We start from the raw sequence: 24,774 nt of genomic DNA on the forward strand, positions 1-24,774 counted from the left end.
TAGTCTGTTTAAAAGAGCCCAAACTATTGCTTTATTAGACTAACTTCCGGTTGATTACTTATCCCACCAAACTCTTGCAGTAAGCACATCGCCTCCTGCTATCTTGGCCACAGCATCTTTATAATTCTGGGGGTTGTTCAGCACTTCGGTTGATAGGTAAATCATCCGTCTGGGAATAGTGCCATTGGTAACGTTACCTTTGTAGTTTATGGGAATAAGCTTAGGGTAATCGCTTCTTTTCCAATTTAACCAGGCTTCTATAAAATTAAAATTGGTACCCGTGGCCACCCAATACTGTGTATTGATTGAAGCTAATGCAGTTTGCGTGCTGCTTTCATCAAGTGGGTTTTGGCTAACAAACGCAGTAATCTTGTTGGCGTCAACCGTTGCGGATGGATCTAATTGGGCAAGTGACTGTATGGCTCCGGTTAATCCGTTAATATAATGCTGTTTTGCTGTACCACTAATATTCCAGCCTCTCACCTTAGCTTCGGCCAATAAAAATTCAGTTTCGGCGTAACTCAGGATAAAAATCGGGCCACCCAACTTAAGATACACTGCGGTACGTGGTCTGGAGTATTTCCCGAGCGGAGCAAAATCACTTCCGCTGCCTGTACCGCCCGGATAGTTTGGCGAATGACTGATATCAGTTGCTCCGCCCTGTAGATCAAACCCATTAGGCATACCCAACTGAACTGCTGCGTCAGTATTTCCGCTTAGGTTTTGATCGGCATTCCTGGTCAGTCCATCTTTTGGTACTTCACCGATCACACTCAACCTGGGGTCGTTAGTATTCCTTAACTGATCGATTAAGGTTTTACTCCAGCGTACTTCCAGGTAATCAGAAAAGGTTCTCAAAGCAAGTGATGTCCCATTCTGGCTGTTAAATGAGGAGGCATCTGTTAACATGATCGCGTTGTCATTGATGTCTGTAAATGTTTTATCAGCAACCTTCTCAGTCCAGTGCCTGGCTTTGTCCGGATCCACCTTGGTTAAGCGCATGGCAACCCTCAACATTAACGAGTAGCCAAACTTCTTCCATTTTGCAACATCTCCCTTATAAAAAAGATCGGCAGTTGGCCCTGGTTTTTCGGTATCCAGTTGTGCTGTAGCGGCATCAAGATCATTCAGCATTTGGTTATAAATATCTTCCTGCCGATCGTAAACAGGGTATTTAATGCCCTGCATGGCCTTAACTGCTTCCGTATAAGGTACGTCACCGTAGGTATCTGTAATTCTTTGTAAAATCAGCACGAACATGATATCGCCAATGGCAATCAGGTTTTTATACGCTACCGGATCTTTCAACCTAGCCAGTCGCTGCATCTCTCTGATGGATGAAGCATCCTTATATCCTTCGTCAAAAATACGCCCCTGATAATCAGTAAAACTGCCCACATTGATGTATTTATCTCCATTATTGTAATAATAATAGGTAGAGGCAAGCAATTGCATCATAGTACTTTGGTACAAAAGCTGGTAATACCCCAAATTAGCATATTTTAACTGCGCCTGGGCAAGCAGGCTATTGGGATCGTAATTACTTTCAGTCAGTTTGGTTGGATCGGTATTGATCTGATCTAACTTTGCTTTAGAACAGCTGCCCATTAAAGCCAGAAAAAAAATACCCAAAACACACCACTTTCTCATCGCCATCGTTATTTGAATTTAAAATTAAAATTAACCCCAAACGTACGCGTTGCAGGCAATGAAGCCCCTTCTATACCAGCATAACCCAGTGTGGGCGAAAACTGCGACTCGGGATCGATATTCTTACTATATTTAAGTAAAGTAAATAGGTTTCGGGCCACCAAATCAATCCCAATACTGCTAAAAGGTGTCCTTTTTAAAAAATTATTGTTAAAAGTATAGCCCAATGTGGCCTGTCTGAATTTAATAAAACTACCATTGAGTACCGCTAACGCAGAAATATTGGTGGCCAGTTCAGGGTAATAGGCATAAGCAGGAACGTTAATGGTATTTTTTTGTCCATTTTCCAATACCCCATCCGCTACAATACCTGTTTCTCTACCCACCAGAGTTGCCTTATTTAAGCCAAGCACATAGCTATAATATTCTGTTGCTGAAAGAATTTTATTGCCAAAGCGGTAATCTATCAAAAAAGAAAAACTAAACTGCCTGTAATTAAAACTGTTGGTTATCCCACCATACAAAGTAGGCATAGTACCACCCATTGGAATAAAATTACCCCGTTTAGGGATGCCATCGGATCCAATGATAATATTGCCTCTGGAATCGCGCAGATAATCGTAAGCCATAATCTGGGTAATGGGTTTGCCTACCACCAACGCAGTATTGGCGTTTAATGGCCTATAAGTACCCGTCAGCGTATAATTGCTATTGCCATCAATGGAGAGTAGTGTATTTTTCACCTTAGTAAGGTTAAGATTAATCTGCCACTTGCTGGTTGTGGTAAGGATTGGTGTGTATCCTAAAGCAAGTTCAATTCCTGCATTACGGGTTTCACCAAGATTAACGTAAGCCGAGGTAAAACCAGTGGTAACAGATTGTTTTGCATTGATGATTTCGTTGTGCGTAACGCGATTAAAATAAGTAAAATCAATATCCAACCGGCTGTTAAAAAATTTAAGGTCGAGACCTGCTTCTATTTCATTTAAGGTGAAGGGTTTTAAATTGTAGTTAGGTAAATCGCTGGAAAAGCCGCCAACAGGAGTACCATTCACCTGATCATCTACTGTATAATAAATTTGTGTGGTATAAGGAACGATAGGTTCGCCGCTGGTTTTGGCAAAATCAAGGCGCAGTTTACCAAAATTCAGAGCTTTTAATTTCAACAGATCTGAAAAAATAAAACTGCCCGATACCCCTGGCACAAAAATCCCACGGTTATTGGCAGGCAAAGTTGAATAGATATCATACCGGCCCGTAACTGAGAAATTAAGAAAATGCTGATAACTCAGGTCGGCTGTGTAATAAGCAGATTCTGTTACGATCCTCGAGATAGCTAATGTTTTGGTACTGGTAATCAGATTTTCGGGAGTGTACAAGTATGGCACCTTAAATTGTGAGCCTTTTAACTTTTCGCTATTACCTCTTCTTTCACGGTAATTTGCGCCCATAGAAAGTTCAAGATTGAGTTTATCGCTAAGATTCCGGGTGGCACTAAACAGGATATCACTATTCAGTTCAGAGGTAAGATTCTGATCATAGGCATTCATACCACCCTGTCTGTTAATAGAAAAAGCAATTCCGGTAGGCAAAATGCTTACCAGTTCATCCTTACTCGAATCGTAACCAATTCTTCCCTGAACAGATGCCCAACTGGCCAGTTGATACTTCAGCACTGCGGATGAAATGTAACGGTTGCGGCTGGCATGATCAGCTTGTTTATTCATCAAAAAATATGGATTGGTTTTGTATTCATCGGCATTCCAGCGACTTTCGAAACCTGTTTCCGCATCAAAACCGGGTGCCAGAATAGATTGATCCAGGCTGGTAGCCAGGGTAGAAATTCCATAATTAGGATTTAATGGACCATCGCTTAAATAACTCTTGTTTTTATTCCATTCGTAAATATAATTGCCTGTTAAACTCAGCGATATTTTAGGACTTAAGGCCACTGTGCCATAAAAATTTAACGTTTTACGGTTTAGTGATCCATTGCTTAAAATAGAATTGTAATCTAAATTAGAAACCGAAATACGATAGTTATTCTTTGTATTTCCGCCAACAAGTGAAAGTGTATTTGTAAATGCCGGAGCAATACGGTAAAAAGTCTGGATGTTATTTTTAACAGCAGCGTAAGGCCGCATAGAACCATCTACCTGAGGAGTTAATTTGCCGTCCATCATTTCTCCCCAGCTTAACAAACCTGTTGAAATGGCGTTATACAAATCGGCAGGACGTTTATTCTGAGTCCCTTGCCCGTATAAATATTGAAAATCAGTTGAGTTAACAGGAACATCGAAAGCCAGGTTGGTATTGTATTCAAATTTAGCTCTGGTATTTTCTCCTCCTCCTTTAAGGTTAATCAGGATCACACCATTTGCAGCCCTCGCCCCATATAAAGCAGAAGCTGCCGATCCTTTTAATATGGTTATGGTTTCAATATCGTCTGGATTAATATTACTGATCCCATCGCCATAATCGGCACCACCATACTCGTTGGCACTGCCCCTGATGCTATTATCAATGGGTACACCATTTACGACAAATAATGGAGAGGCGGCAGTCATACTCGAAACACCCCTGATGAGCACACGCGCAGCAGACCCAGGGCCACCGTTTACACCTGTAATATTTAGTCCGGCTACCCTCCCCTGCAGTGCCATAATCAGATTACTTTCTCTTGCTTTGGTAATAGACGAGCCTTTAATAGTGGTAAGGGCATAACCTACTTTATCATTATCTTTTTCGATACCCAAGGCTGTAATTACTACCTCTTTTAAAAAACGGACACTATCTGTCCCCATCACTCCGGCATTTTTTCTAATTACAATGAGATGATTGGGCAGCAAGGAATAAGTGTAACCACTATTAAGCAGAAGTTGATCAATTACTTTTACGGCTTCCTCTTCTTTTACCTTTATAGATACCTGATGTTTAGGAATTTTGGATTCGCTGTAGGCAAAATGATAAACAGTTTGCTGCTGTATAGCTTCCACAACCTGCTCAAAATTTGCTCCGTTGAAATTTAAGGTAACTTTGGTTTGTGCAAAGGCACATAGCGGAAAAATTAATCCAGTTAAAAATATAATCCGCTGCACAAAATTCATGGCAACAAATATACATGGCTAAAGTATTATGTGCTAACGGTAGATATACACATTTTTGCCCTTTATCGAATAATTGAAGTTATCAATAAGTTTTAGCACCTCTAAAGCTTCTGCGAGTGTTTCTTTATCAACATGCCCCGTAAATCTCAAGGCTTTAAGTTCAGGGTCTTTAAAGGCTACTTTGATACCATACCAACGCTCAAAAAGTTTAGCGATTTCCTCAAAACTATTGTTTTTGTAAATAAGCTCGTGGTTTGTCCATGCCGTTTCCAAAATACGTTCAGTCCCAGTGCCATTAAAGTAGCTGAGTTGGCTCATGCTTGCTTTATCACCAGCCAATGTGAATTTATCATTTGGCTTTAAGATAAAAGTTTGTTTGGTATTATTTTTAAGGGAAATAGATACCTTTCCCCTGATTAAGGTGGTTTCGGTAAAAGTATCGTTCGGGTAGGCTTTAACATCAAATGCGGTACCCAGTACTTTTACAGCCAATTGTTCGGTATGGACAATAAAAGGGTGTTGAGGATCTTTTTTAACATCAAAAAATGCCTCACCAGATAAGTAAACATCCCTGGTAGCGGCAGTAAAATGATCCGGATACTTTAAGCGACTTCCAGAATTCATTTTTACGGTAGATCCATCGGCTAGTACAATGGTTTTCACCTCTGCGGCTTTGGTTAGTGCCTGTGTTAATTCCAGCTGATCTGTTTTTGTGAAGAAAATCGCTTCTCTGTTGTATACCAGTGCACCGACAATAACAATGGCTGCAACCGCCGCAATTTTTAGCCAGACACTATAAGGTTTATTTTTGATAACTGTTAAGCCCGGTTCTCCCGGAACTGTAATTTGAGCTTTGATCCGATCAAAAACCTGATCAATATTTTCATCCTCAACCGCTTCAGCATCAAAATAAGATTGTAAGCGATCATATTCCATCCTAAGCGAGGCGCTGCCAGCTAAACCAGATTTAAGTTCGACAGATTCATCCGGCGAAATTTCACCGGCCAATTGTTTTCCAAGCAATTCTGTAAATCTTTGATCTGTCATTTTTTTCCGTGCCTTTATTGTATGTTCCTTTTTCTGTTAAAATTGCCTACAAAAAATAAAAAAAGATAAAGTACCCGCTAAGATAATCAGGGAGATCATTTTTCCAAGTTTTTTTCCATCGGTTCTCTTATCATTTAAAGGCTGTAATGTCAAACGGAGCTTCGAAATAGCCCTGAATAATTGCGTTTGCACAGTTCTGGGCGAGATATTCAACAGTTCTGCCACTTCTTTATACTTCATTCCGCTTTCTTTTATTAACCTGAAAACAGTAGCCGCCTGTGGCGCCAAACTTGCAATGGCATGGTCGAGTTGTTGATGCAGTTCTTTAGTTTCGAGAATGTATTCTGGTGTACGAGTTGACACCGAAATGTTATCCTCTTCATCAAGTAAATCGATAAACGTAATGGAAGAATTTTTTTTAAGGTATTTAAGCGATTGATTTTTTACTGCAATAAAAAAATAACTTTCGGGATTTAACACATGGGTACTTGTCGCCCGGTTTTCCCAGCATTTCACAAATACCTCGGCTACAAGATCTTCAGCAACCTGTTTATCATTCACATAATAAATAGAAAATTTGATTAACCTGCTGTACAGAAAGCGGTAAAGTTGCTCAAAAGATTTTATATCATCCTCAAGGCAAATCTTATTCCATAAAACGACTAGATCTGGCTTAGCTGCTTTCAACTTGGTTAGTTTGATTGAATCAAATGTAAGGTAATAAAAAATATTTCATAAAAAAATCTTCCTGCTGTAGGCAATTTAACAAAAAAAAGACTCTTTATTGAGGTGCCACAATAAGGTACAAGCCAATTATAGATCTATTGAAGCAGAAAACAATGAATAAAAACAAATATGTACTGGGCATTGATATCGGCGGCTCGCACATTACAGCGGCGGTAATAGATATGCAGCAGCGCAATATCCTTAAAAATTCCTTTACACGTGAGCGCGTAGACTCTCATGGCTCAACAAAACAGATTATCCAAACCTGGTGCAGTGTAATTAAAGCAGCTTATAAAAAGGTAGATATCCAAATTGGCTGTTTAGGCATTGCCATGCCGGGGCCTTTCGATTACGATAACGGGATCTCTTATATTGCTGGCAACGATAAATATGCGGCTTTTTATGGCCTGAATGTAAAAGACATGCTGGCCAGCAAACTGGAGATAGACGGTGATCAGATTTTAATGAGCAACGATGCTGCCTGCTTTTTGGCAGGCGAAGTATTTGCAGGTGAAGTCCGTGACTACCAAAACCTGGTTGGCATTACCCTGGGTACCGGACTCGGAAGCGCCGTGTGTAAAGAAGGAAAAATTACCGATGCCAACCTCTGGTGTTCTTCTTTTTTGAATGGTATAGCAGAAGATTACCTCTCTACCCGTTGGTTTTTGAAGCGTTATTATGAACTCACAGATTTAAATATCCTGAATGTTCGCGAACTGACCTTGCTTTATCAGGAGAACCAAACGGTGCGGAAAATATTTACAGAATTTGGCCATAATCTTGGTCTTTTCCTTAAAGATTTCCAACAGGATCATGTAGCAGAGGCAATTGTAATTGGCGGTAACATCGCCAATGCTTCCAACCGGTTTTTACCCAATGTGATTAAATACCTCGAGTCGCAAGGGATCAATACACCTATTCATATATCCAGGCTGAATGAAGATGCAGCATTGGTTGGTGCTGCGGGTTGTTGGGCAGTAGGTGCTGCTAAACTGACCGAAAGAATTTGATTTTGATTACAAATTACACCGCAAACCAGAGCTAATTTATTGTAAAAAATAACCGTATTATTGAGTAATCCCACAGCCGTATTTTGATTGATGATTGGGAAATGGATGTTTCTGAGCTTTTGGCAACTACACTCCCGCTCCATTACAAGTCCTCGCTGCGCTGTGGGCTTTTCATTACATCCGATAGCTATAGGATCGGGTTTATGTACAAAGTTTTGCGCCTTGAAAACAAACCGCTGTTCAATAAACCTGACAGCAGCGAGCATCACGATTCTTCATCGTGATAAAGCGGATGGCAGGACAACAGTACCTATATAGCACTGACATTCATTTCCAAAAAAAACACCTTTATTATGAAGAATATTTTCGATTTAGTTTAAGCGTCTTCAACTACACTAACATGAATTGACTCATGGTACTTTTTATGGTAATCTGTCAATAATATTTGAAATGGAGAAATCTAAAAGATGCAGCAATCACTTCAAGAAAAAATATTTTAAAATATTTCAACTTGCTTGTAGGCAATTTGTGTAAGCAAAATACTCTTATCTATAAAACAGTCCGGACGGAATCCGGAAGGCGGCAAACAATTAACCAAATACTTATTCAAAATTATTCATAATGAATATGAAAAAATCTCTACAGCTCACATGCTTATTGCTTTACGCATCGGCAGGTCTGTATGCAGCTACACCAGCAGATCATTTTAAACGTGCAGTTTCTTATCATTCCGTTTATCAGGATGTAATTAAAGGAACGGTAAAAGATGAAACCGGTAAACCGGTACCCGGCGTTACCATTACCATTAAAGGTGCACAAGGTGGAACACAGACTAATACTTCTGGCCAATATAGCATTGGAGCTAAAACAGGTGATATTTTGGTGTTCTCGTTTATCGGTTACCAGAGCAAAGAAGTAACCGTTGGCACACAAAGCACCCTTGATGTATCGTTAACTCCAGATTCTAAAAACCTTGAAACCGTAGTGGTAACGGCATTGGGGATCAAAAGATCAGAAAAATCTTTAACATATACTACCCAACAGGTATCTGGCGAGGAACTGAATAAAGTGAAAAGCCCCAACCTGGTAAATTCATTAAATGGTAAAGTTGCCGGCATGACGATCAGTCCTAGTTCTTCGGGTGTTGGTGGTTCGGCCAAGGTAATTTTAAGGGGAAGCCGTTCAGTAAGCGGCAATAACCAGCCTTTATATGTAATTGATGGAGTTCCTATCAGCAATAACGGTAATGCCAATGCGCAACAGAACAGTATTTTTGGTGGCGGCCAGGACGGTGGCGATGGGATATCGAATTTAAACCCCGATGATATTGAAAGTTTAACTGTGCTAGAAGGTGCATCTGCCGCAGCACTTTATGGTAGCCAGGCACAGAATGGTGTAATTTTAATTACCACTAAACAAGGTAAAGCAGGTAAAACACAGATTGGTTTTTCGTCGAGTTTAACTTTTGATAAAATAGCTTACAAACCCGAATTTCAAAACAGTTATGGCCCTGCATCTACTACCACCAGAGACAGCTGGGGAGGTCCTATCAGTAACACTACTGATAACCTTGATCAGTTTTTCCAAACTGGAACAAACGCAACCAATTCAATCAATTTTTCTGGCGGATCTGAAATTGCCCAAACTTATTTTTCTTATGCCAATACTTATGCAAGTGGCATACAGGAAGGTAATAAGTTAAACAGGCATAATATTAACCTGCGCGAAACCGCCAAGTTCCTAAACAACAAATTAACGGTTGATGGAAATGTGAATTATATTAACCAACGCATCAACAATAGCCCCTCAATTGGATTGTATAACAACCCTTTGGTTGGTCTTTATCTTTTTCCAAGAGGAGTTGATATCACACCTTATAAAGACAATTATCTGCTTGCAGGCAATGTAGGTACTGCCCGTCAGAACTGGTTAGGTGGCTCCGCAGATATTAACCAGAACCCATGGTTTTTAACCAACCTAAATCCAAACACAGCCATCAGAAACCGCTTTTTATTAAGTGGAAATGTGAAATATGAATTTACACCTTGGCTAAACCTTCAGGTAAGGGGAAATATAGACCGTACTACTGATGATTTCGAAAACAGACGCTATTCTGGTATCAACGGAAACTTTAACTCAAATGGCAAAGGATACTTATCGCAGAATACGCAAACTTTTATCCAAAAATATGCTGATGCGATATTAAATGTAACCGTACCATTAAAAGGATCAGACTTTAAGATCAACGGATTAATTGGTGGTAGCATTAACGATCAGAAAACAACGGGATTATCTTTAGCAGGCGATTTAAGTGCGGTTGATTTATTTACACCGAATAATACCATTGTAGCAAATGCCGGCACTTATACTTCGGATATATTAAATACAACTAAAGCAAATGATGCTTTCCACAGCCAATTACAAGCCATATTTGCAAATGCGAATTTATCATATAAAGATTGGGCGTTCTTAACTTTAACAGGTAGAAACGACTGGTCTTCGAACCTTGCATTTACACCAAATATTTCCTATTTCTATCCATCGGTAGGTTTGTCATTTATTGTATCTCAAATGGCTAAACTGCCAGAGGCTATTACTTATGCCAAAATAAGAGGTACTTACGCCGAAGTGGGTAATACAGTGCCACCTTACTTAACCTTTATCCAAAACACTTTGGGTAATGGTGGTGCACTTAACATTAACACTAACCGGGCATTTGCTGAGTTAAAACCAGAAAGAACAAAATCATTCGAGATTGGAACAGACATGCGTTTTCTGGCCAACCGCTTAAACTTTAGCTTTACCTATTATAAAACAAACACCAAAAACCAATACATTCCGGTTAAACCAGCACCTTCTGGCCTTGTGGCTACAGGCTACCTAAATGCTGGCGATGTTCAAAATCAGGGTATACAGTTTACTTTAGGAGCTGACGTATTAAAAGGCGATGGTCTGAACTGGAATACAGCTATAAACGGATCACTAAACAGAAACAAAATTATTGATTTAGCCACTTCACAGGGTCTAAATTCGATAGATTTAACAGGTGGTGGTAATAATGCATATATCTCGCGTATTGCAGCCGGTGGATCTTATGGCGATATTTATGGCTATACTTTGCAAAGAGATGCTAATGGCCGTATCATATTAAGTGGTGATGGAACAGCTGCAAACCCTTATTTCCCGGTTAAAAGTGGAGATTATAGCCTGATTGCAAATGCAAACCCTAAATTTCAATTGGGTTGGAATAACAGTTTTAACTATAAAGACTTCAGCTTAAGCTTCCTGGTAGATGGTAAGTTTGGCGGTAAGGTACTTTCACTAACCGAAGCATTAATGGATCAGGCCGGTGCCTCAAAAGCATCAGGCGATGCAAGGGCACAAGGTGGTGTTAAAATTGATGGAGTAGATGCCAGCGGTAAAGCAGTTTCGGCTACCATTAATCCACAAAGCTATTATTCTTTCTTAGGTGATAGAAATGGTGTAACCGGCGAATATGTTTATAGTGCTACCGTGGTGCGCCTGCGCGAAGCTTCAATAGGTTACAACTTACCTTTAAAAGGAACATTTAAAAGCATGCGCCTTTCGCTAATTGGTAGAAACTTGTTTTACTTCTATAAAAAAGCACCTTACGATCCAGAGGTAACCATGTCTACCGGTAATGGTTTATCAGGAATTGACGTTTTTAACCAACCAGTTACCAGAAGTTTTGGTTTTAACCTTAATGTTTTATTTTAATCCGAACAAACATGAAATCGATATATCATTTTTCTCAACATAAAATTAAAGGCTTGTCTTTAGTTTTACTTTTAGCCGCTGCAGGTTTAAACCAGGGCTGTAAGAAGAACTTTGAAAGTTTTAACACAAACGATAATTTACCAACTACTGAACAGAGTTTAGCTTTATTGCGGTCAGCTATCGGGCCTATTCAGCAAAATATATTTTCCAACTACCAGATTGCTCAAAATTTAAGTTCTGATGCATTTAGTGGTTACATGATGCCTCCAACACCATTTGGCGGTGGTATCAACAACATGAACTATTCGCTTAATAACGGCTGGAATGAAACCGGTTTTAACGACCAGTATACCAATGTAATGGCACCAATTTCTAAAATTGCCATATCACCTTTAAAAACAACTGCGCCTGAATCGTGGGGTATATCTCTTTTGGTACAGGTAATTGCAATGGACAGGGTAACCGATAAATTTGGTCCGATTCCCTATACGCAAGCAGGTAAATCATTGATTTCCCAACCTTACGATGACCAGAAAACTGTTTATAACGAATTTTTTAAACAGATTGATACAGCAGCAAATAATCTGCAAGCTTTTATCACAGCAAATCCGGGTAAAAAAGCCTATTACGATACCGGCGATCTGGTTTATGGTGGAGATGTTGCAAAATGGCTTAAATTAGCCAATTCATTAAGGTTACGTTTGGCCATGCGCATTGTTAAAGTTGATCCGGCTACAGCAAAGCTGCAGGCAGAAAAAGCAATGGCTGCACCAGGTGGATTGATGACTGTGCCAGGTGATAACGCAGCGGTTGCCCAATCAGGAAACAGAAATAACGACCTTTGGAATGTAACTGTAAATTACGATGGAGATAACGCCATGGGCGCAGCATTACAATCGTACATGGTGGGTTATGCTGATCCCCGCTTATCAATATACTGTACGCCAGCTACCGATCCTCTTTTTGCAGGACAGTATGTAGGAATCAGATCAGGAGCCAATACTTCTTTTAATGGTTTGGGCAAAGCGGGTTACAAAACCTATTCGAGTTTAAATTCTTCTACTCCAGATAACTCAAAAGCACCTATAGGGCAAAAGGCACCGCAAATATTAATGACGGCTGCCGAGGTTTGGTTTTTAAAAGCTGAAGCAGCTTTGCGCGGCTGGACAGGTGCCGGAGATGCACAGACCAATTATGAAACTGGTATCACTACATCAATGCAACAATGGAATGCCAATATTGGCAATTATTTAGCTGATGCAACAAGTAAACCAACTGACTATGTAGATCCGAAAAACCCGGCTAACAATGCGGCTGCAGTAAGTACCATTACTGTTAAATGGGATGGAACTGCATCTAACGAGGTAAAATTAGAACGCATTATTACACAAAAATGGTTGGCTATTTTTCCTGACGGAGCTGAGGCCTGGGCTGATTTCCGCAGAACTGGTTATCCAAAATTGTTTACAGTAGCCAACAATAATAGTGGCGGTACAATCAATACCCAATTACAGATTCGCAGATTGCCATACCCAACAGCAGAATACGGCAATGGAAATAAGGATGAGGTACGTAAAGCAGTAACCTTGCTTGGGGGACCAGACAACGGCGGCACCAGATTATGGTGGGACGTTAACAAAGCAAATTTTTAACACACAAATACCAGGTAGGATGACGAAAGTTATCCTACCTTTTTTATATCAAACCAATTCTAACCAAAATTTTAAAACCTATGAGAAAAATACCCTTTTCGGCGTATTGCTGTAAACTCAATTCCTCTGTTTATGCTTCTAGAGCAAGTTGATCTCTCTGAAAAAGCAAACCCATCCATCCTTCTAATCCTGATTTATAGGATGACCAACAATAAAATATAATATCTCTCTGAATAAAAACCTGTTTGTAGCGATTACAATCAATTTCTAACCAATTTAAAATAAAAATTATGACAACTACCAAATCGTTAACATGCAAAAATGCGGCATTAGCCTTTGCATTTTTTTTAACCGTTTCTATTAGCGGCTGTAAGAAAAAAGACATTACCCAAAATGAAACCTTAACTGGTCCGGCTAAAAAAGATCAACCGCATCTCCATCGGCAATCGGTGTAACTGGTCCAAAAGGTGTATGTTATGTAGAAGTTAACAATGCCGATATCCGAAACGTAGGAAAGTACAAACTTTCTACAGGGCAACAGCTGTTCGACATTGCGATTATTTTTGCTGCCAACATCAATTACAATACTCAACCCAAAAAGCTGAATTGTTCTTCAACACAAATGTTTCCAATGTTTTGAATAATAAAACAACTTACATTAAACCTTTACAAGATAAGGGTATAAAAGTGCTGCTTTCCATTTTGGGTAACCACCAGGGTGCAGGCTTTTGTAATTTCACCTCTCAAGCCTCGGCACAGGCCTTTGCGCAGCAATTGGCAAATGCCGTTAATACTTACGGGCTTGATGGTATTGATTTTGATGATGAATATGCAGAATATGGTAATAACGGTACCAGCCAGCCAAATTCCAGTTCATTTGTATACCTCGTAACAGCCTTGAGATCATTACTGCCGAACAAAATCATTTCATTTTACTTCTATGGCCCGGCAGCATCAAGATTATCATATAACGGTGTTACCGTAGGATCTAAAGTAAACTATAGCTGGAATGCCATCTATGGAAGTTATTCCGTTCCAAATATACCCGGATTGGCCAAAGCAAATCTTGGTCCTGCAGCAATAGATATTCAGGCTACCAGTTCATCTACAGCAGCATCTTTAGCTACCCAAACCGTTAATAATGGTTATGGAATTTACCTTTACTATAATTTACCCAACAGCGATGTGCATACTTATTTATCAAGCATATCAAGCAACTTATATGGAGGCAAAACCACTACATACACACCTTAACATATAAATCATAAAACCTATACTTTAAGAGATATAATTTAACAATCAGTAATCGCCATAAATATAACCTGCAGGACGGCATAAGCTGTCCTACTTTTTTTATATCCATCTTGTTGCATGCCACACCATTCGGTATTATATCGATTTAGCCATTTGCTTACTAGCATACCATTTCTATCTTTGTAACCGTTATCTTTGCACGGATGCAGCTATAAGTTTAAAAAAATGTGATTTTTTCATGATTAAAATAACAAAACTGTACCCGTTTTTGTCCCCTTTTTGGAATAGGATGTTTAATAGCACCCATAGACACTATTTGAAGGTAGAATATAATTTTTAATTTTAAACGCTTAATTTTACCCGAATGGATATCTTATCATACCTTTTAGAACTCTTGCAGCAACGCAAAGAAGTTGGTATTACCGGCTTGGGCACCTTTTATAAAAAGAAATACCCGGGAAGATACGATAAGGAAAAACAAACGTTTTTACCTCCCGGATATACGCTGCAATTTTCTAGCGATTTAATCGAAGAAAAGACGCTGGTAGATTTTATTGTAGCTAAAAGGAATATCTCTAATGAAAGTGCCAACTATTACATCACGCAGTTTGTTGAAGATATAAATCAAAAACTGGAACTTGACCATGAGGTCGAATTAGAAAATACCGGCCGCTTATTTTTTACAGAGCAGGGACTGGATTTCGAACCAATAAAGAACATCAATTACGGTTCTGAATTTTATGGTTTGCCCTCTTTACCAGAAACTGTAACTGAAGATGTAAAATCCGATTCGCCAAAAGAAGAGGAAGAAGTGTACGACGAAATTGCTGAAGCACCAAGTGCACCTTCACCTTTTGAAAATAAATCGTACCAGGCACCGGTAATTGAAAATGTAGAACTTGATGAAGTTAAAGATGACCTTAAAAATACTTTAAAACATTCGGAAGAGGTTGTTGAAGCACCAGAATTTATAAAGGAACAACACGAAGAGCATCCAAACCGTTTTGGCCATACACCAGAATCTGAGGTAGAAAATGTTGCTGCTGAACAACATGTTATTGATACAGAAGAACCTACTGAAACACAAGAAGAAGTAGCAAATACTGTTGAAGAAGTAGCAATACCAGAATCGGTTGTAACACAGCACGAAGAACATCCTAACCGTTTTGGCCATACACCAGAATCGGAGGTAGAAAATATTGCTGCTGAACAAACTGCTACAGAGACACCAGAATCTGAAGATGCACAAGAGGAAGTAAAGGTTATAGAAAATACTTCATTATCTACAGAAGCCAAATCAGCAGAATTACCTGAAACGGTTATCTCAGAAAGCGAACGCCCAGGCCGTTTCTCGCTTAGATCAGAACCGGATGAACCAAAAACATACATCAATTTAGAAGACGAGGCTAAAAACGAAGAACCTGTAATAGAGGCTCCGGCGTTTATAAAAGAGCAACATGCAGAGCATCCAAACCGTTTTGGCCATGACCCAATTGAACATGGAAACGAAGCGCGCCAAGGTATGTCTACCTGGTTGATGATTACAATTGCAGTTCTAGCTTTGGCTGTTATTGCAGCGATAACCTTTTTGGTTAAGCCCGAATTATTTACAGGCAAAACTACTGAAGCGATAAAACCAGCACAAGTAATTGTCGATTCGCCAAAGGTTGTTGTTGATACCTTAAAAGCAAAACAAGATTCAATAGCCAAAACAGATAGCATTTTAAAAGCCAATCAGGTTCAGAAAAAAACCGATACGGTTAAAAAAACAGCATCAAAACCTGTAACCAACCCTACAGTAGAAACACCAAAAGAAAATAAAATTGTACCAAACACTGGTCCTTCTACGTTTTATGTTATTGCAGCATCCTTTCAATCAGAAAAAAAAGCACTTGTATTTATTAAGCAAATGGAAAAAATCGGTTTAAGTGCCGAAATTGCAAAAGTACCTGGTCGCTTAAAAAAAGTAAGCATAGCGAGTTTTACAACTGAAAAAGAAGCTAAAGAACAGAAAGATATTTTACAGAAAAAACTAAAAGGAAAAGGCTATTTCGTACAACAAAAATCTAACAACACACAACCATAATGATAACTTTATTAATTCAGGACACCACACAAGCATTACAAGACACAGCAAATGCGGTTAACCAAGCAGTAACGCAACCACAGCCAGAACTACATTTTATCGATCTGCTTTTTAAAGGCGGTTGGGTAATGATCCCCTTGGCTTTTCTTGCTTTTTTAGCTTTGATTATTTTTGTTGAACGCTATTTAACCATTAAAAAAGCCACTAAAGAAGAATCAAACCTAATGGGCCAGATCAGGTCTTATATCCAATCTGGAAATTTAGAAGGCGCCACGTCGCTTTTAAGGAATAATAACTCCCCCCTTTCGCGTATGTTGCAAAAAGGTTTAAAACGCATTGGCCGCCCGATTAAAGATATTGAAGGTGCAATTGAAAATGTTGGTAAATTAGAGGTTTCTAAATTAGAGAAGAACATTAGCATATTGGGTATAGTTGCAGGTATTGCACCGATGCTTGGTTTCGTAGGTACTATTGTAGGGGTAATTACCATTTTCCACCAGGTATCAATAAAAGGTGCGATTGAGATCGGCACTATTTCTGGCGGTTTATATACCAAAATGATTACCTCAGCAACCGGATTGATTATCGGTATCATCGCCTATGTACTGTATCACATTTTAAATATTATGGTCGAAAAAATCATTCTTAAAATGGAAACAGATGCAATTGATTTTATTGATTTACTAGAAGAACCAGGCAAATAATGAATTTACGCAAAAGAACAAAAGGATCGGTAGAAGTACATACTTCAGCGTTGAACGATATTATGTTCTTCCTGATGCTGTTCTTCTTACTGGCCTCTGCCGTAGTAAATCCTACGGTGGTTAAATTATTGTTGCCACAATCATCAAGCGGGCAGCAATCTACCGCCAAGAAAGCAGTTACCGTTACTATAGACGAAAATTTAAAATATTTCGTTGAAAAAAAACCAGTTAGCATTGAGGAATTAGAGCCTACATTGGCATCATACCAAAAACTGGCACCAGATATGACCATACTTTTATATGTATCACGCAATGTGACTTATCAGGATGGATTTGTGGTAAATGATATTGCCAATAAACTGAAATTAAAACTTGTTGTAGCCGTTGAGCCTAAGAAATAATGAACTACAAAGCACAAAACATACCTAACGAGGAAAATAATTATCCTAAGGCTATTGCCATTGCAAGCGGCATCATGGGCTTTTTATTATTGATCAGTTTTTTTATCGTGATTGGTTCTTTCCAGCCACCAGAAGAAGTGGGTATGGGTGGTATGGTGGTTAATTATGGGACTTCTGCAGAAGGTATGGGCGATGATTATACCAGCATTGAAGAGCCATCGGCTGATCCAAATGCAAACGGTAAACCTCCAGAAAAAGTAACACCAGAAGAAAAAGTTACGCCAACTACCTCTACAGAAAGTAGCGATAAAGAAGTGCAGACACAAAATACTGAAGATGCTATTGCCGTAAATACTAAACCTACAAAACCGACTAAAGCAGCACCAACTCCGGTAACTGAAGACAAGCCGGCCAAACCGGTAATTAACCAAAATGCTCTTTACAAAGGCAAAAAAAATACTGGTCAGGGGCAGGGAGACGGCACCGGAAAAACGCCAGGTAACCAGGGCGATAAAGATGGCGATCCATTAGCTTCTAATTATGGAGAAGGTGGTTCCGGAAATGGCAATGTACAGCTATCATTGGCCAGCAGAAAATTTATCGATATCCCAAGGATACAGGATGACGGGCAAAGTGCAGGAAAAATTGCCGTTCAAATCCGGGTTGATAAAAATGGTAAAGTGGTTCAGGCCCGTGCGGGTGCAAAAGGCACTACCCTATCTGATTTAGCACTCTGGAGAAAATGTGAGCAGGCCGTATTAGGTGCAAGTTTAAATAAACTGGAATCAGCTCCCGATGTACAAACCGGAATTGTGATGTTTAACTTCAAAGTGAAATAATTTTTAAATATTATAAAAAACCAAGGTCTGTGTCTTCACAGACCTTTTTTGTTTAATGCTGTCAAATTATTGTGCTGTCAGATATTAGTATCTGACAGAAGATTTGTTCACAAGTTGGATTGGATTTTTCAACAATTAATTATGTATCTATCATAAACTAATCACAAGCCAGATGGTAACATCTGACTGCACTCCTACTCCATAGTCTGTGGCTCACAGGCCAATAATTTAATATTATCGGATTAGCGTAACCGATCCTTTTTTAATTATTTTCTTATTTTCCTGTGTAGTAAATGATGCGATCCAGAAATAAACCCCAACAGGAAGGGGCTCCCCTTTATAATCACCATTCCATGCATCGTAGAGTTTATTCGAGGAAAATATAAGCACTCCTCTCCTGTCAAAAATCTGCATCTGGTAATTAAAAGCCCTGCTTCCTTCTTTTGCTTTAAAGCTATCGTTTACATTGTCGGCGTTAGGACTAAATGCCGTTGGGAATGAAATATCATTACAAGCTTCTGTTTCTAAGAAAACATTTAGCTCATCTACTATACAGCCACTCAGTTTTAAGATCGAAAAGGTATAATTTCCTTCATATAATCCAGAAAAAATGTAATTACCAGGATAAACGACACCATTATACCTGATGTTATAATCAGCCGAATGGTTACCAATCGAAAACGAGATCTCACCGGTTAAATCACAAACAGGATTTTTTGCATTAATAATAGTATTAGGCTTTGTTAAAGAATAATCTGGAACTTCAACAGTTCTATATGCTGCAGGAGCGCCGCCCGATGCTTTTACTTCAACTGTATAACTACCAGGGCTAAGCATATTGAATACACCGGTATGATTTGAGGTTGAATTATTAAGGGTAAAAGTATAGGTCTCCGGAATTGGCGGACAATCAATCTTGATAAAACCTTTACCCAACACATTACATTCCTGTAAAATTTCAATATTACTGATTACAATTGGGCAAGGTTCATAAATCAGTTCTACATCAAACTCATCAATCAGACATCCCTCTTTAGTCAACACAATGAAGTGATAATTACCTACCTCCAGGTTAGTGAATTTATAATCGTAAGGCAAAATATCATTTTTGAGTTTGATTTTATAATTAGCACTGCCAGTGAAAGAATTAAATTGAATAGTGCCTCTACTGGCACAAGCCGGATTAACCTTGGTAAAAGAAAAGTTTGGTTGCAACAGTTTATAATCTGGTACAACTACAGATGTTTCAAACACATCTTCCTCCGAACTAATTTCTACCGTGTAAGAGCCTGCAGTCAAATTCTTAAATACACCTGTCGAATTGTTAGTCGAATGATTTAATGTATAGGTATAAACTGCGCTGTGTGGTTTTGTTAAAACGCTGATGACGCCCTGATGAAAAACATCACACTGTTGCACCACATCAACCTTTTCAAATTGAATTTTACATTTATCGCGTCCAACAGTAATATCCTGTTCATCAACTTTACAACCATACTTATTTACGATTTCAAAATGATTGGATTTTCCGCTTGATAAATTAGTAATGGTACTATTTAGTGGATATAACTTTCCATCATACCTGATCTGATAGCTACTGTTCTGTTCTGGTGTGCTAAAAGTAATCTCACCCAGAGTTTCACAAAGCTGATTCTTGATGCGCCAATCATAAATAGGTTTTATCAGATTAACCTCTGGAACATCAACAGTTGTGGTATATGAATCAGATGCAGAACTGATTGAAAGTGTATATTGGCCTTTGGATAAGCCAATAAACTTGCCTGTTGAATTGGTCACTCCATTTAAGGTATAGGTAAAATCTTCGAGATGCGGAGCTGTTATTACATCCACATTTGCTGTATTTCCTGCAGCGCAATCTTGATTTATATCTAGCCGATCTAATTCTATTCCAATAATACTCCCATCTTCAACCATACTGGCGGCATCAAGAATATTATAAGGAAGCGTTCCTACCACGCCAACCATTTTTTGGTTTTCCATGTCAAATTCGATAATATTAGTTTGAACACCCACATTTGCCAATCCATAAACCGTATTTTTTCTGACTCCGGTTGAAACACTAACAATACCAAAAAGAGATATACTTGGGGGAAGCGGAATATAAAGGTTACTTTTTCCAGGTTCTTTAATATCAATCTTTACAATCCCTTGGTATGCTGCCATATAAAGATCTTTTTTATAAAAACAGACATCTCCACTTGCAGAGTAATTGAGTGAACCTAAAGCCTCTGATTTCCCTGTATTAATATCTGTGCTGAACAAGTAATTAGAGGTATAATATAACTTATTGTCAGCCCCAAGAGTTAATGAATTTGAAGATGACATATTTGAAGATAGGAGCCTGCAATTTTCTATACTGCTTTCTTTTACCTCTGCAGTGTAAATATCAGAGTTCTTCAACCAAAATAAATTATTCTTATTCATCGCAATTGAAAAATACTGATCACCAGGAGAGCAATCCGCAATTTTGGTAGATTTTATACCGTCCGCTGTAATATCAACTTTATAGAGATAACTTCCATTCGTGAAATTGGCAGGAGAACTGACATAAAAAGTTTGCGCAGCGAGTTTAAAACAACAAGCTAAGAATACAAAAAGGATAAGACTAAATTTATTAATCACTATATGAGACCGTTAAAATAATGGACGAATATATGAGATTATTAATTAAAGTATGCACTATCATTTAGGATAATAAGGACCGACCCACATCATGGCCTATGTCTTCACAGAACACCACCTAGACTTCTGAAGTTAATCCTACATCCATGGTCTGTATCCCTACAGACCTTCAAAATAAATTAAAGACTCCCAAAGTTTTCCAACGCACATTTCTTTAAAACTTCAGAAGAAATCTTCACAATTCATTTCATAATAACGCCAATCCATTATATTTGACGCATATTATGAACTACCAACAAACGCTTGATTTTTTATACAGTAAACTCCCGATGTTTACCCGTGTCGGCGCCTCCGCTTTTAAAAAAGATTTAACCAATACCATTATTCTTTGTGAGGCTTTGGATAATCCGCAGGATAAATTTAAAAGTATCCATGTGGCGGGCACTAACGGTAAAGGATCTACATCGCACATGCTAGCATCAGTATTGCAGGCACAGGGGTATAAAACAGGCCTATACACCTCTCCCCATTTAAAAGATTTCCGCGAGCGCATCCGCATTAACGGAAAGATGATGGGAAAAACCGAAGTTGTATCTTTCGTAAAAAAACAAAAAACACTCATTGAAAAAACTGAGCCTTCTTTTTTCGAGGTAACGGTTGCCATGGCATTCGATTATTTTGCAAAAAATGAGGTAGATATAGCTGTAATCGAAGTGGGTTTGGGCGGAAGATTAGATTCTACCAATATCATTATACCACAAATTTCGGTCATCACCAACATCAGCCTCGATCATATGAATATGCTGGGCAATACCCTGGCAGAAATTGCAGGTGAAAAGGCAGGGATCATTAAAAAGAATATCCCGGTCGTTATTGGCGAAACTCAGGAAGAATCGGGACCGGTTTTCATTAAAAAAGCCAAAGCTGAGAATGCTCCTATTGTTTTCGCTGATCAAGTGTTAACTGCCCAGGATTTTAAAATAAAAAACAGTAAACTTTCCTTATCCGTTTATCAGGATGGTAAAATCGAATACAAAGATCTTCAAAGTGACCTTACCGGTGTTTATCAGCATAAAAACATCCTAACCGTTTTAGAAACACTAGCTGTACTGAATGAGAAAGCCGAAATTAAAACCGATCAGGAAAGTATTTATAAAGGAATAAGCCATGTAAAAAAACAAACCGGTTTGCAAGGCCGTTGGCAAACTTTATCAAAAAATCCCTTAGTTATCTGCGATACCGGCCATAATGAAGCGGGGATTAAGGAGGTAATCAAAAACATTACACAAACTCCATATCAAAACCTGCACATTGTTTTCGGGATGGTAAACGATAAGGATATTTCAAAAGTATTGTCTCTGATGCCAAAAAATGCCATTTATTATTTTTGCAAACCTGATTTAGAACGCGGTTTAGCCTCAAACGCCTTAAAAGAACAGGCGGCAGCATTTAACTTAAAAGGAAACAGTTATACGTCAGTTGCCGAAGCAAAAGCAACTGCCCTTCAGGCAGCCGATGCAAAAGACCTTATTTTTATAGGTGGAAGTACATTTGTAGTGGCCGAAGCGATATAAAATCTTTACATAAACTTCAAATTAGCTTTATCTAAATTGATTACTTTAGCCATTTAACTAAAACACAATGAAGAAAATATCCCGTCTAATTTTTACCATTTCTATTTTTTCGATCTCACTTTCCTCAGCTCAAACTAAAAAACCTGCTACAGTATCTTCAAAAGCATTTCCAGCGGAGGTTGCACGCCCAAAATTGGTGGTTGGCTTAGTGGTCGACCAAATGCGTTGGGATTATTTATACCGCTACTATAACCGCTATAGCAATGGTGGATTTAAAAGATTAATCAATGAGGGTTTTTCTGTGGAAAATACCTTTATTCCCTATACCCCAACTTATACTGCATGTGGCCATACTTGTATTTACACGGGTTCGGTCCCGGCTGTTCATGGTATTATCGGTAACGATTGGTACGATCCTGAAACCAAAAAGAGTGTATATTGTACCGAAGACTCTACAGTATCAACGGTTGGCAGTACACCCTCATCAGAAGGTAATATGTCACCTAAAAACATGCTAACCACAACCATTACCGACGAGTTGAGGTTAGCCACGAACTTTAAAGGCAAAGTAATCGGTATTTCATTAAAGGATAGAGGTTCGATCCTTCCGGCCGGCCACGCGGCAAATGCAGCATATTGGTACCAGGGCAGTACCGGAAACTGGATTACCAGCACCTATTATATGAAAGAAGTGCCCACCTGGATTGCCGATTATAATAAACTGAAACTAGCTAACAAGTTTTATGCAAAAAACTGGGAAACTTTATACCCCATCAATACCTATGTAAACAGTACCAAAGATGAGAATGCTTACGAAGGCAAATCAAGCACATTTCCTCACCAATTAACACAAAACGTTGATAAAAATTTCGATGCCATCAGAAGCACCCCTTATGGCAATACTATTACATTAGATTTGGCCAAATTAGCCATCCTATCAGAAGATTTAGGTCAGGATAATATTACAGATTTCCTGGCGGTAAGCTGCTCATCTACCGATTATATTGGTCATGCCTATGGTCCGAATTCAGTAGAAGCAGAAGATACTTATTTACGTTTAGATAAAGATTTCGAAGAGTTTTTCAATTACCTTGATAAAAAAGTAGGTAAAGGAAATTACACGGTATTTTTAACTGCTGATCATGGTGCAGCGCATGTACCAGGTTTTATGCAGGAAAACAAATTACCTTCGGGCGTAGTGAGTGACCGTGATATCGCAGACAAATTAAATGCTTACTTAAATGATAAATTTAAAGTAAATAATGTTGTTTTAAGATCGATGAACAACCAGATCATTTTCGATCATGATAAAACCGACAAAGGTGATGTGAGTTTCGATGTAATTAAATCAGCATCAGTAGAATTCTTGAAAAGATTAGATGGTTTCCAGAATGCTGTTGATATCGCTAAAATATCACAAAGTACACTTCAGGAAATCCAGAAAAAAATGATTACCAACGGATACAATGCGCGCAGAAGTGGTGATATCTATTATGTTTTACAACCAAACTGGTTTAACGGTAGCAGTACAGGTACAACCCATGGAAACTGGAACCCATACGATTCACACATTCCATTGGTTTTTATGGGCTGGGGAATCAAATCGGGCGCTTCTAATAAAACACATTACATGACCGATATTGCACCAACGCTGGCTGCGCTGCTCCATATTCAGATGCCAAATGGTAATGTTGGAGAACCAATCACAGAGATTACAAACAAATAATTCAAGGAAACTATGCTCATCAGCATAGTTTTTTTTGTTTTTACTGAAATCGTCATCTCGACTGCAACGCAGTGTAACGGAGAGATCTGCCTCGATAGATTTCTCGACTACGTTGCACTCCGCTCGAAAGGACGATGACTTGGAGGAGTTACATAAGCTAGTTTGTGAAAATTTCTATTTTTCCTATCTTAACATCATGTCAACATACACAGCGACCAAACTTACCCCCATGCTCGAATCGCATGATATGCAAGAAACCCTAAAATTCTATACCGAAATTTTAAACTTCACCTGTGCATCAAAATTCGACGACCTGAGTTGGTTAACCCTCCGCAAAGATGAGATAGAAATCATGTTCTGTAGCCCTAACGCGCATCGCAATATTCCTAAATCCATCATGAGTGGTTCACTTTACATTAAAACAAACGAGGTAACAGCACTCTGGGAAAGTTTAAAAGATCATTGCAAAATCTGTTATCCGCTCGAAGATTTTGACTACGGAATGAGGGAGTTTGCCATTTACGACAATAATGGTTATTTACTGCAGTTCGGACAAAATTTGTAACTGAACCAAAAGCCATAACGGTATAGGGTATTCGTGCTTTAAGCTGCTTAAT

General features: G+C 38.8%; 16 protein-coding genes and 1 pseudogene. 12 read left to right on the forward strand and 5 right to left on the reverse strand.

From position 1 onward, the window contains the following. Positions 1-54: 54 nt before the first annotated feature. From ACUN24_RS24090 to ACUN24_RS24105, 4 genes are read right to left on the reverse strand one after another with little or no spacing between them, the layout of a single operon-like run. Complete coding sequence (locus ACUN24_RS24090; RefSeq protein ID WP_445564824.1) at positions 55-1,650, reverse strand: SusD/RagB family nutrient-binding outer membrane lipoprotein; 1,596 nt, start codon at positions 1,648-1,650, stop codon at positions 55-57. 8 nt (positions 1,651-1,658) lie between these two features. After that, entirely contained in the window at positions 1,659-4,757 is a 3,099-nt protein-coding gene (locus tag ACUN24_RS24095) for a SusC/RagA family TonB-linked outer membrane protein (RefSeq protein ID WP_445564825.1), read from the reverse strand. A gap of 33 nt (positions 4,758-4,790) precedes the next feature. Next, positions 4,791-5,804 carry a FecR family protein gene (locus ACUN24_RS24100; RefSeq protein ID WP_445564826.1) on the reverse strand — a complete coding sequence of 338 codons (1,014 nt, stop codon included), beginning with the start codon at positions 5,802-5,804 and terminating at the stop codon, positions 4,791-4,793. Positions 5,805-5,840: 36 nt separating this feature from the next. Next, positions 5,841-6,491, reverse strand: coding sequence for an RNA polymerase sigma-70 factor (locus tag ACUN24_RS24105; RefSeq protein ID WP_445564827.1), 651 nt, complete (start codon positions 6,489-6,491; stop codon positions 5,841-5,843). A gap of 152 nt (positions 6,492-6,643) precedes the next feature. On the opposite strand from ACUN24_RS24105, the gene ACUN24_RS24110 reads away from it, so the two are divergent. The 9 genes and pseudogenes from ACUN24_RS24110 to ACUN24_RS24150 all read left to right on the forward strand — a co-directional run bounded on the left by ACUN24_RS24110 (position 6,644) and on the right by ACUN24_RS24150 (position 18,214). Beyond that, the gene (locus ACUN24_RS24110) at positions 6,644-7,540 is read left to right on the forward strand and encodes an ROK family protein (RefSeq protein ID WP_445564828.1); all 897 of its coding nucleotides are present in this window, start codon (positions 6,644-6,646) and stop codon (positions 7,538-7,540) included. Between the two features lie 627 nt (positions 7,541-8,167). Then, the gene (locus ACUN24_RS24115; protein WP_445564829.1) at positions 8,168-11,278 is read left to right on the forward strand and encodes a SusC/RagA family TonB-linked outer membrane protein; all 3,111 of its coding nucleotides are present in this window, start codon (positions 8,168-8,170) and stop codon (positions 11,276-11,278) included. Between the two features lie 11 nt (positions 11,279-11,289). Then, positions 11,290-12,930: a SusD/RagB family nutrient-binding outer membrane lipoprotein gene (locus ACUN24_RS24120; RefSeq protein WP_445564830.1), complete on the forward strand. Its 1,641-nt coding sequence runs from the start codon at positions 11,290-11,292 to the stop codon at positions 12,928-12,930. Positions 12,931-13,220: 290 nt separating this feature from the next. Beyond that, positions 13,221-13,385, forward strand: coding sequence for a hypothetical protein (locus ACUN24_RS24125; RefSeq protein ID WP_445564831.1), 165 nt, complete (start codon positions 13,221-13,223; stop codon positions 13,383-13,385). 139 nt (positions 13,386-13,524) lie between these two features. Beyond that, positions 13,525-14,184: pseudogene (locus tag ACUN24_RS24130) on the forward strand (endo-beta-N-acetylglucosaminidase H); the annotation flags it as partial. A 364-nt stretch (positions 14,185-14,548) separates the two neighbouring features. Further along, entirely contained in the window at positions 14,549-16,270 is a 1,722-nt protein-coding gene (locus ACUN24_RS24135) for an HU domain-containing protein (RefSeq protein WP_445564832.1), read from the forward strand. After that, on the forward strand, positions 16,270-16,974 hold the full coding sequence (locus tag ACUN24_RS24140) for a MotA/TolQ/ExbB proton channel family protein (RefSeq protein WP_445564833.1): 705 nt from the start codon (positions 16,270-16,272) through the stop codon (positions 16,972-16,974). Before ACUN24_RS24135 ends, ACUN24_RS24140 begins: the two co-directional genes overlap by 1 nt. Beyond that, positions 16,974-17,375 (forward strand): ExbD/TolR family protein, encoded by a 402-nt coding sequence (locus ACUN24_RS24145; protein ID WP_025144642.1) that lies wholly within the window; start codon positions 16,974-16,976, stop codon positions 17,373-17,375. Before ACUN24_RS24140 ends, ACUN24_RS24145 begins: the two co-directional genes overlap by 1 nt. Beyond that, the gene (locus ACUN24_RS24150) at positions 17,375-18,214 is read left to right on the forward strand and encodes an energy transducer TonB (protein WP_445564834.1); all 840 of its coding nucleotides are present in this window, start codon (positions 17,375-17,377) and stop codon (positions 18,212-18,214) included. Before ACUN24_RS24145 ends, ACUN24_RS24150 begins: the two co-directional genes overlap by 1 nt. A 234-nt stretch (positions 18,215-18,448) precedes the next feature. Here the strand turns inward: ACUN24_RS24150 and ACUN24_RS24155 are convergent, their stop codons facing one another. Next, a complete protein-coding gene (locus ACUN24_RS24155) occupies positions 18,449-20,857 on the reverse strand; it encodes a T9SS type B sorting domain-containing protein (protein WP_445564835.1) in 2,409 nt (802 codons plus the stop codon). A gap of 284 nt (positions 20,858-21,141) precedes the next feature. Between ACUN24_RS24155 and ACUN24_RS24160 the strand changes: the two genes are divergently transcribed. The 3 genes from ACUN24_RS24160 to ACUN24_RS24170 all read left to right on the forward strand — a co-directional run bounded on the left by ACUN24_RS24160 (position 21,142) and on the right by ACUN24_RS24170 (position 24,722). Beyond that, entirely contained in the window at positions 21,142-22,431 is a 1,290-nt protein-coding gene (locus ACUN24_RS24160; RefSeq protein WP_445564836.1) for a bifunctional folylpolyglutamate synthase/dihydrofolate synthase, read from the forward strand. A gap of 67 nt (positions 22,432-22,498) precedes the next feature. Then, positions 22,499-24,157: an alkaline phosphatase PafA gene (pafA, locus tag ACUN24_RS24165; protein ID WP_445564837.1), complete on the forward strand. Its 1,659-nt coding sequence runs from the start codon at positions 22,499-22,501 to the stop codon at positions 24,155-24,157. A 196-nt stretch (positions 24,158-24,353) separates the two neighbouring features. Further along, positions 24,354-24,722: a VOC family protein gene (locus ACUN24_RS24170; RefSeq protein WP_445564838.1), complete on the forward strand. Its 369-nt coding sequence runs from the start codon at positions 24,354-24,356 to the stop codon at positions 24,720-24,722. Positions 24,723-24,774 lie beyond the last annotated feature (52 nt).

The sequence above is a fragment of the Pedobacter sp. WC2501 genome, assembly GCF_052682415.1.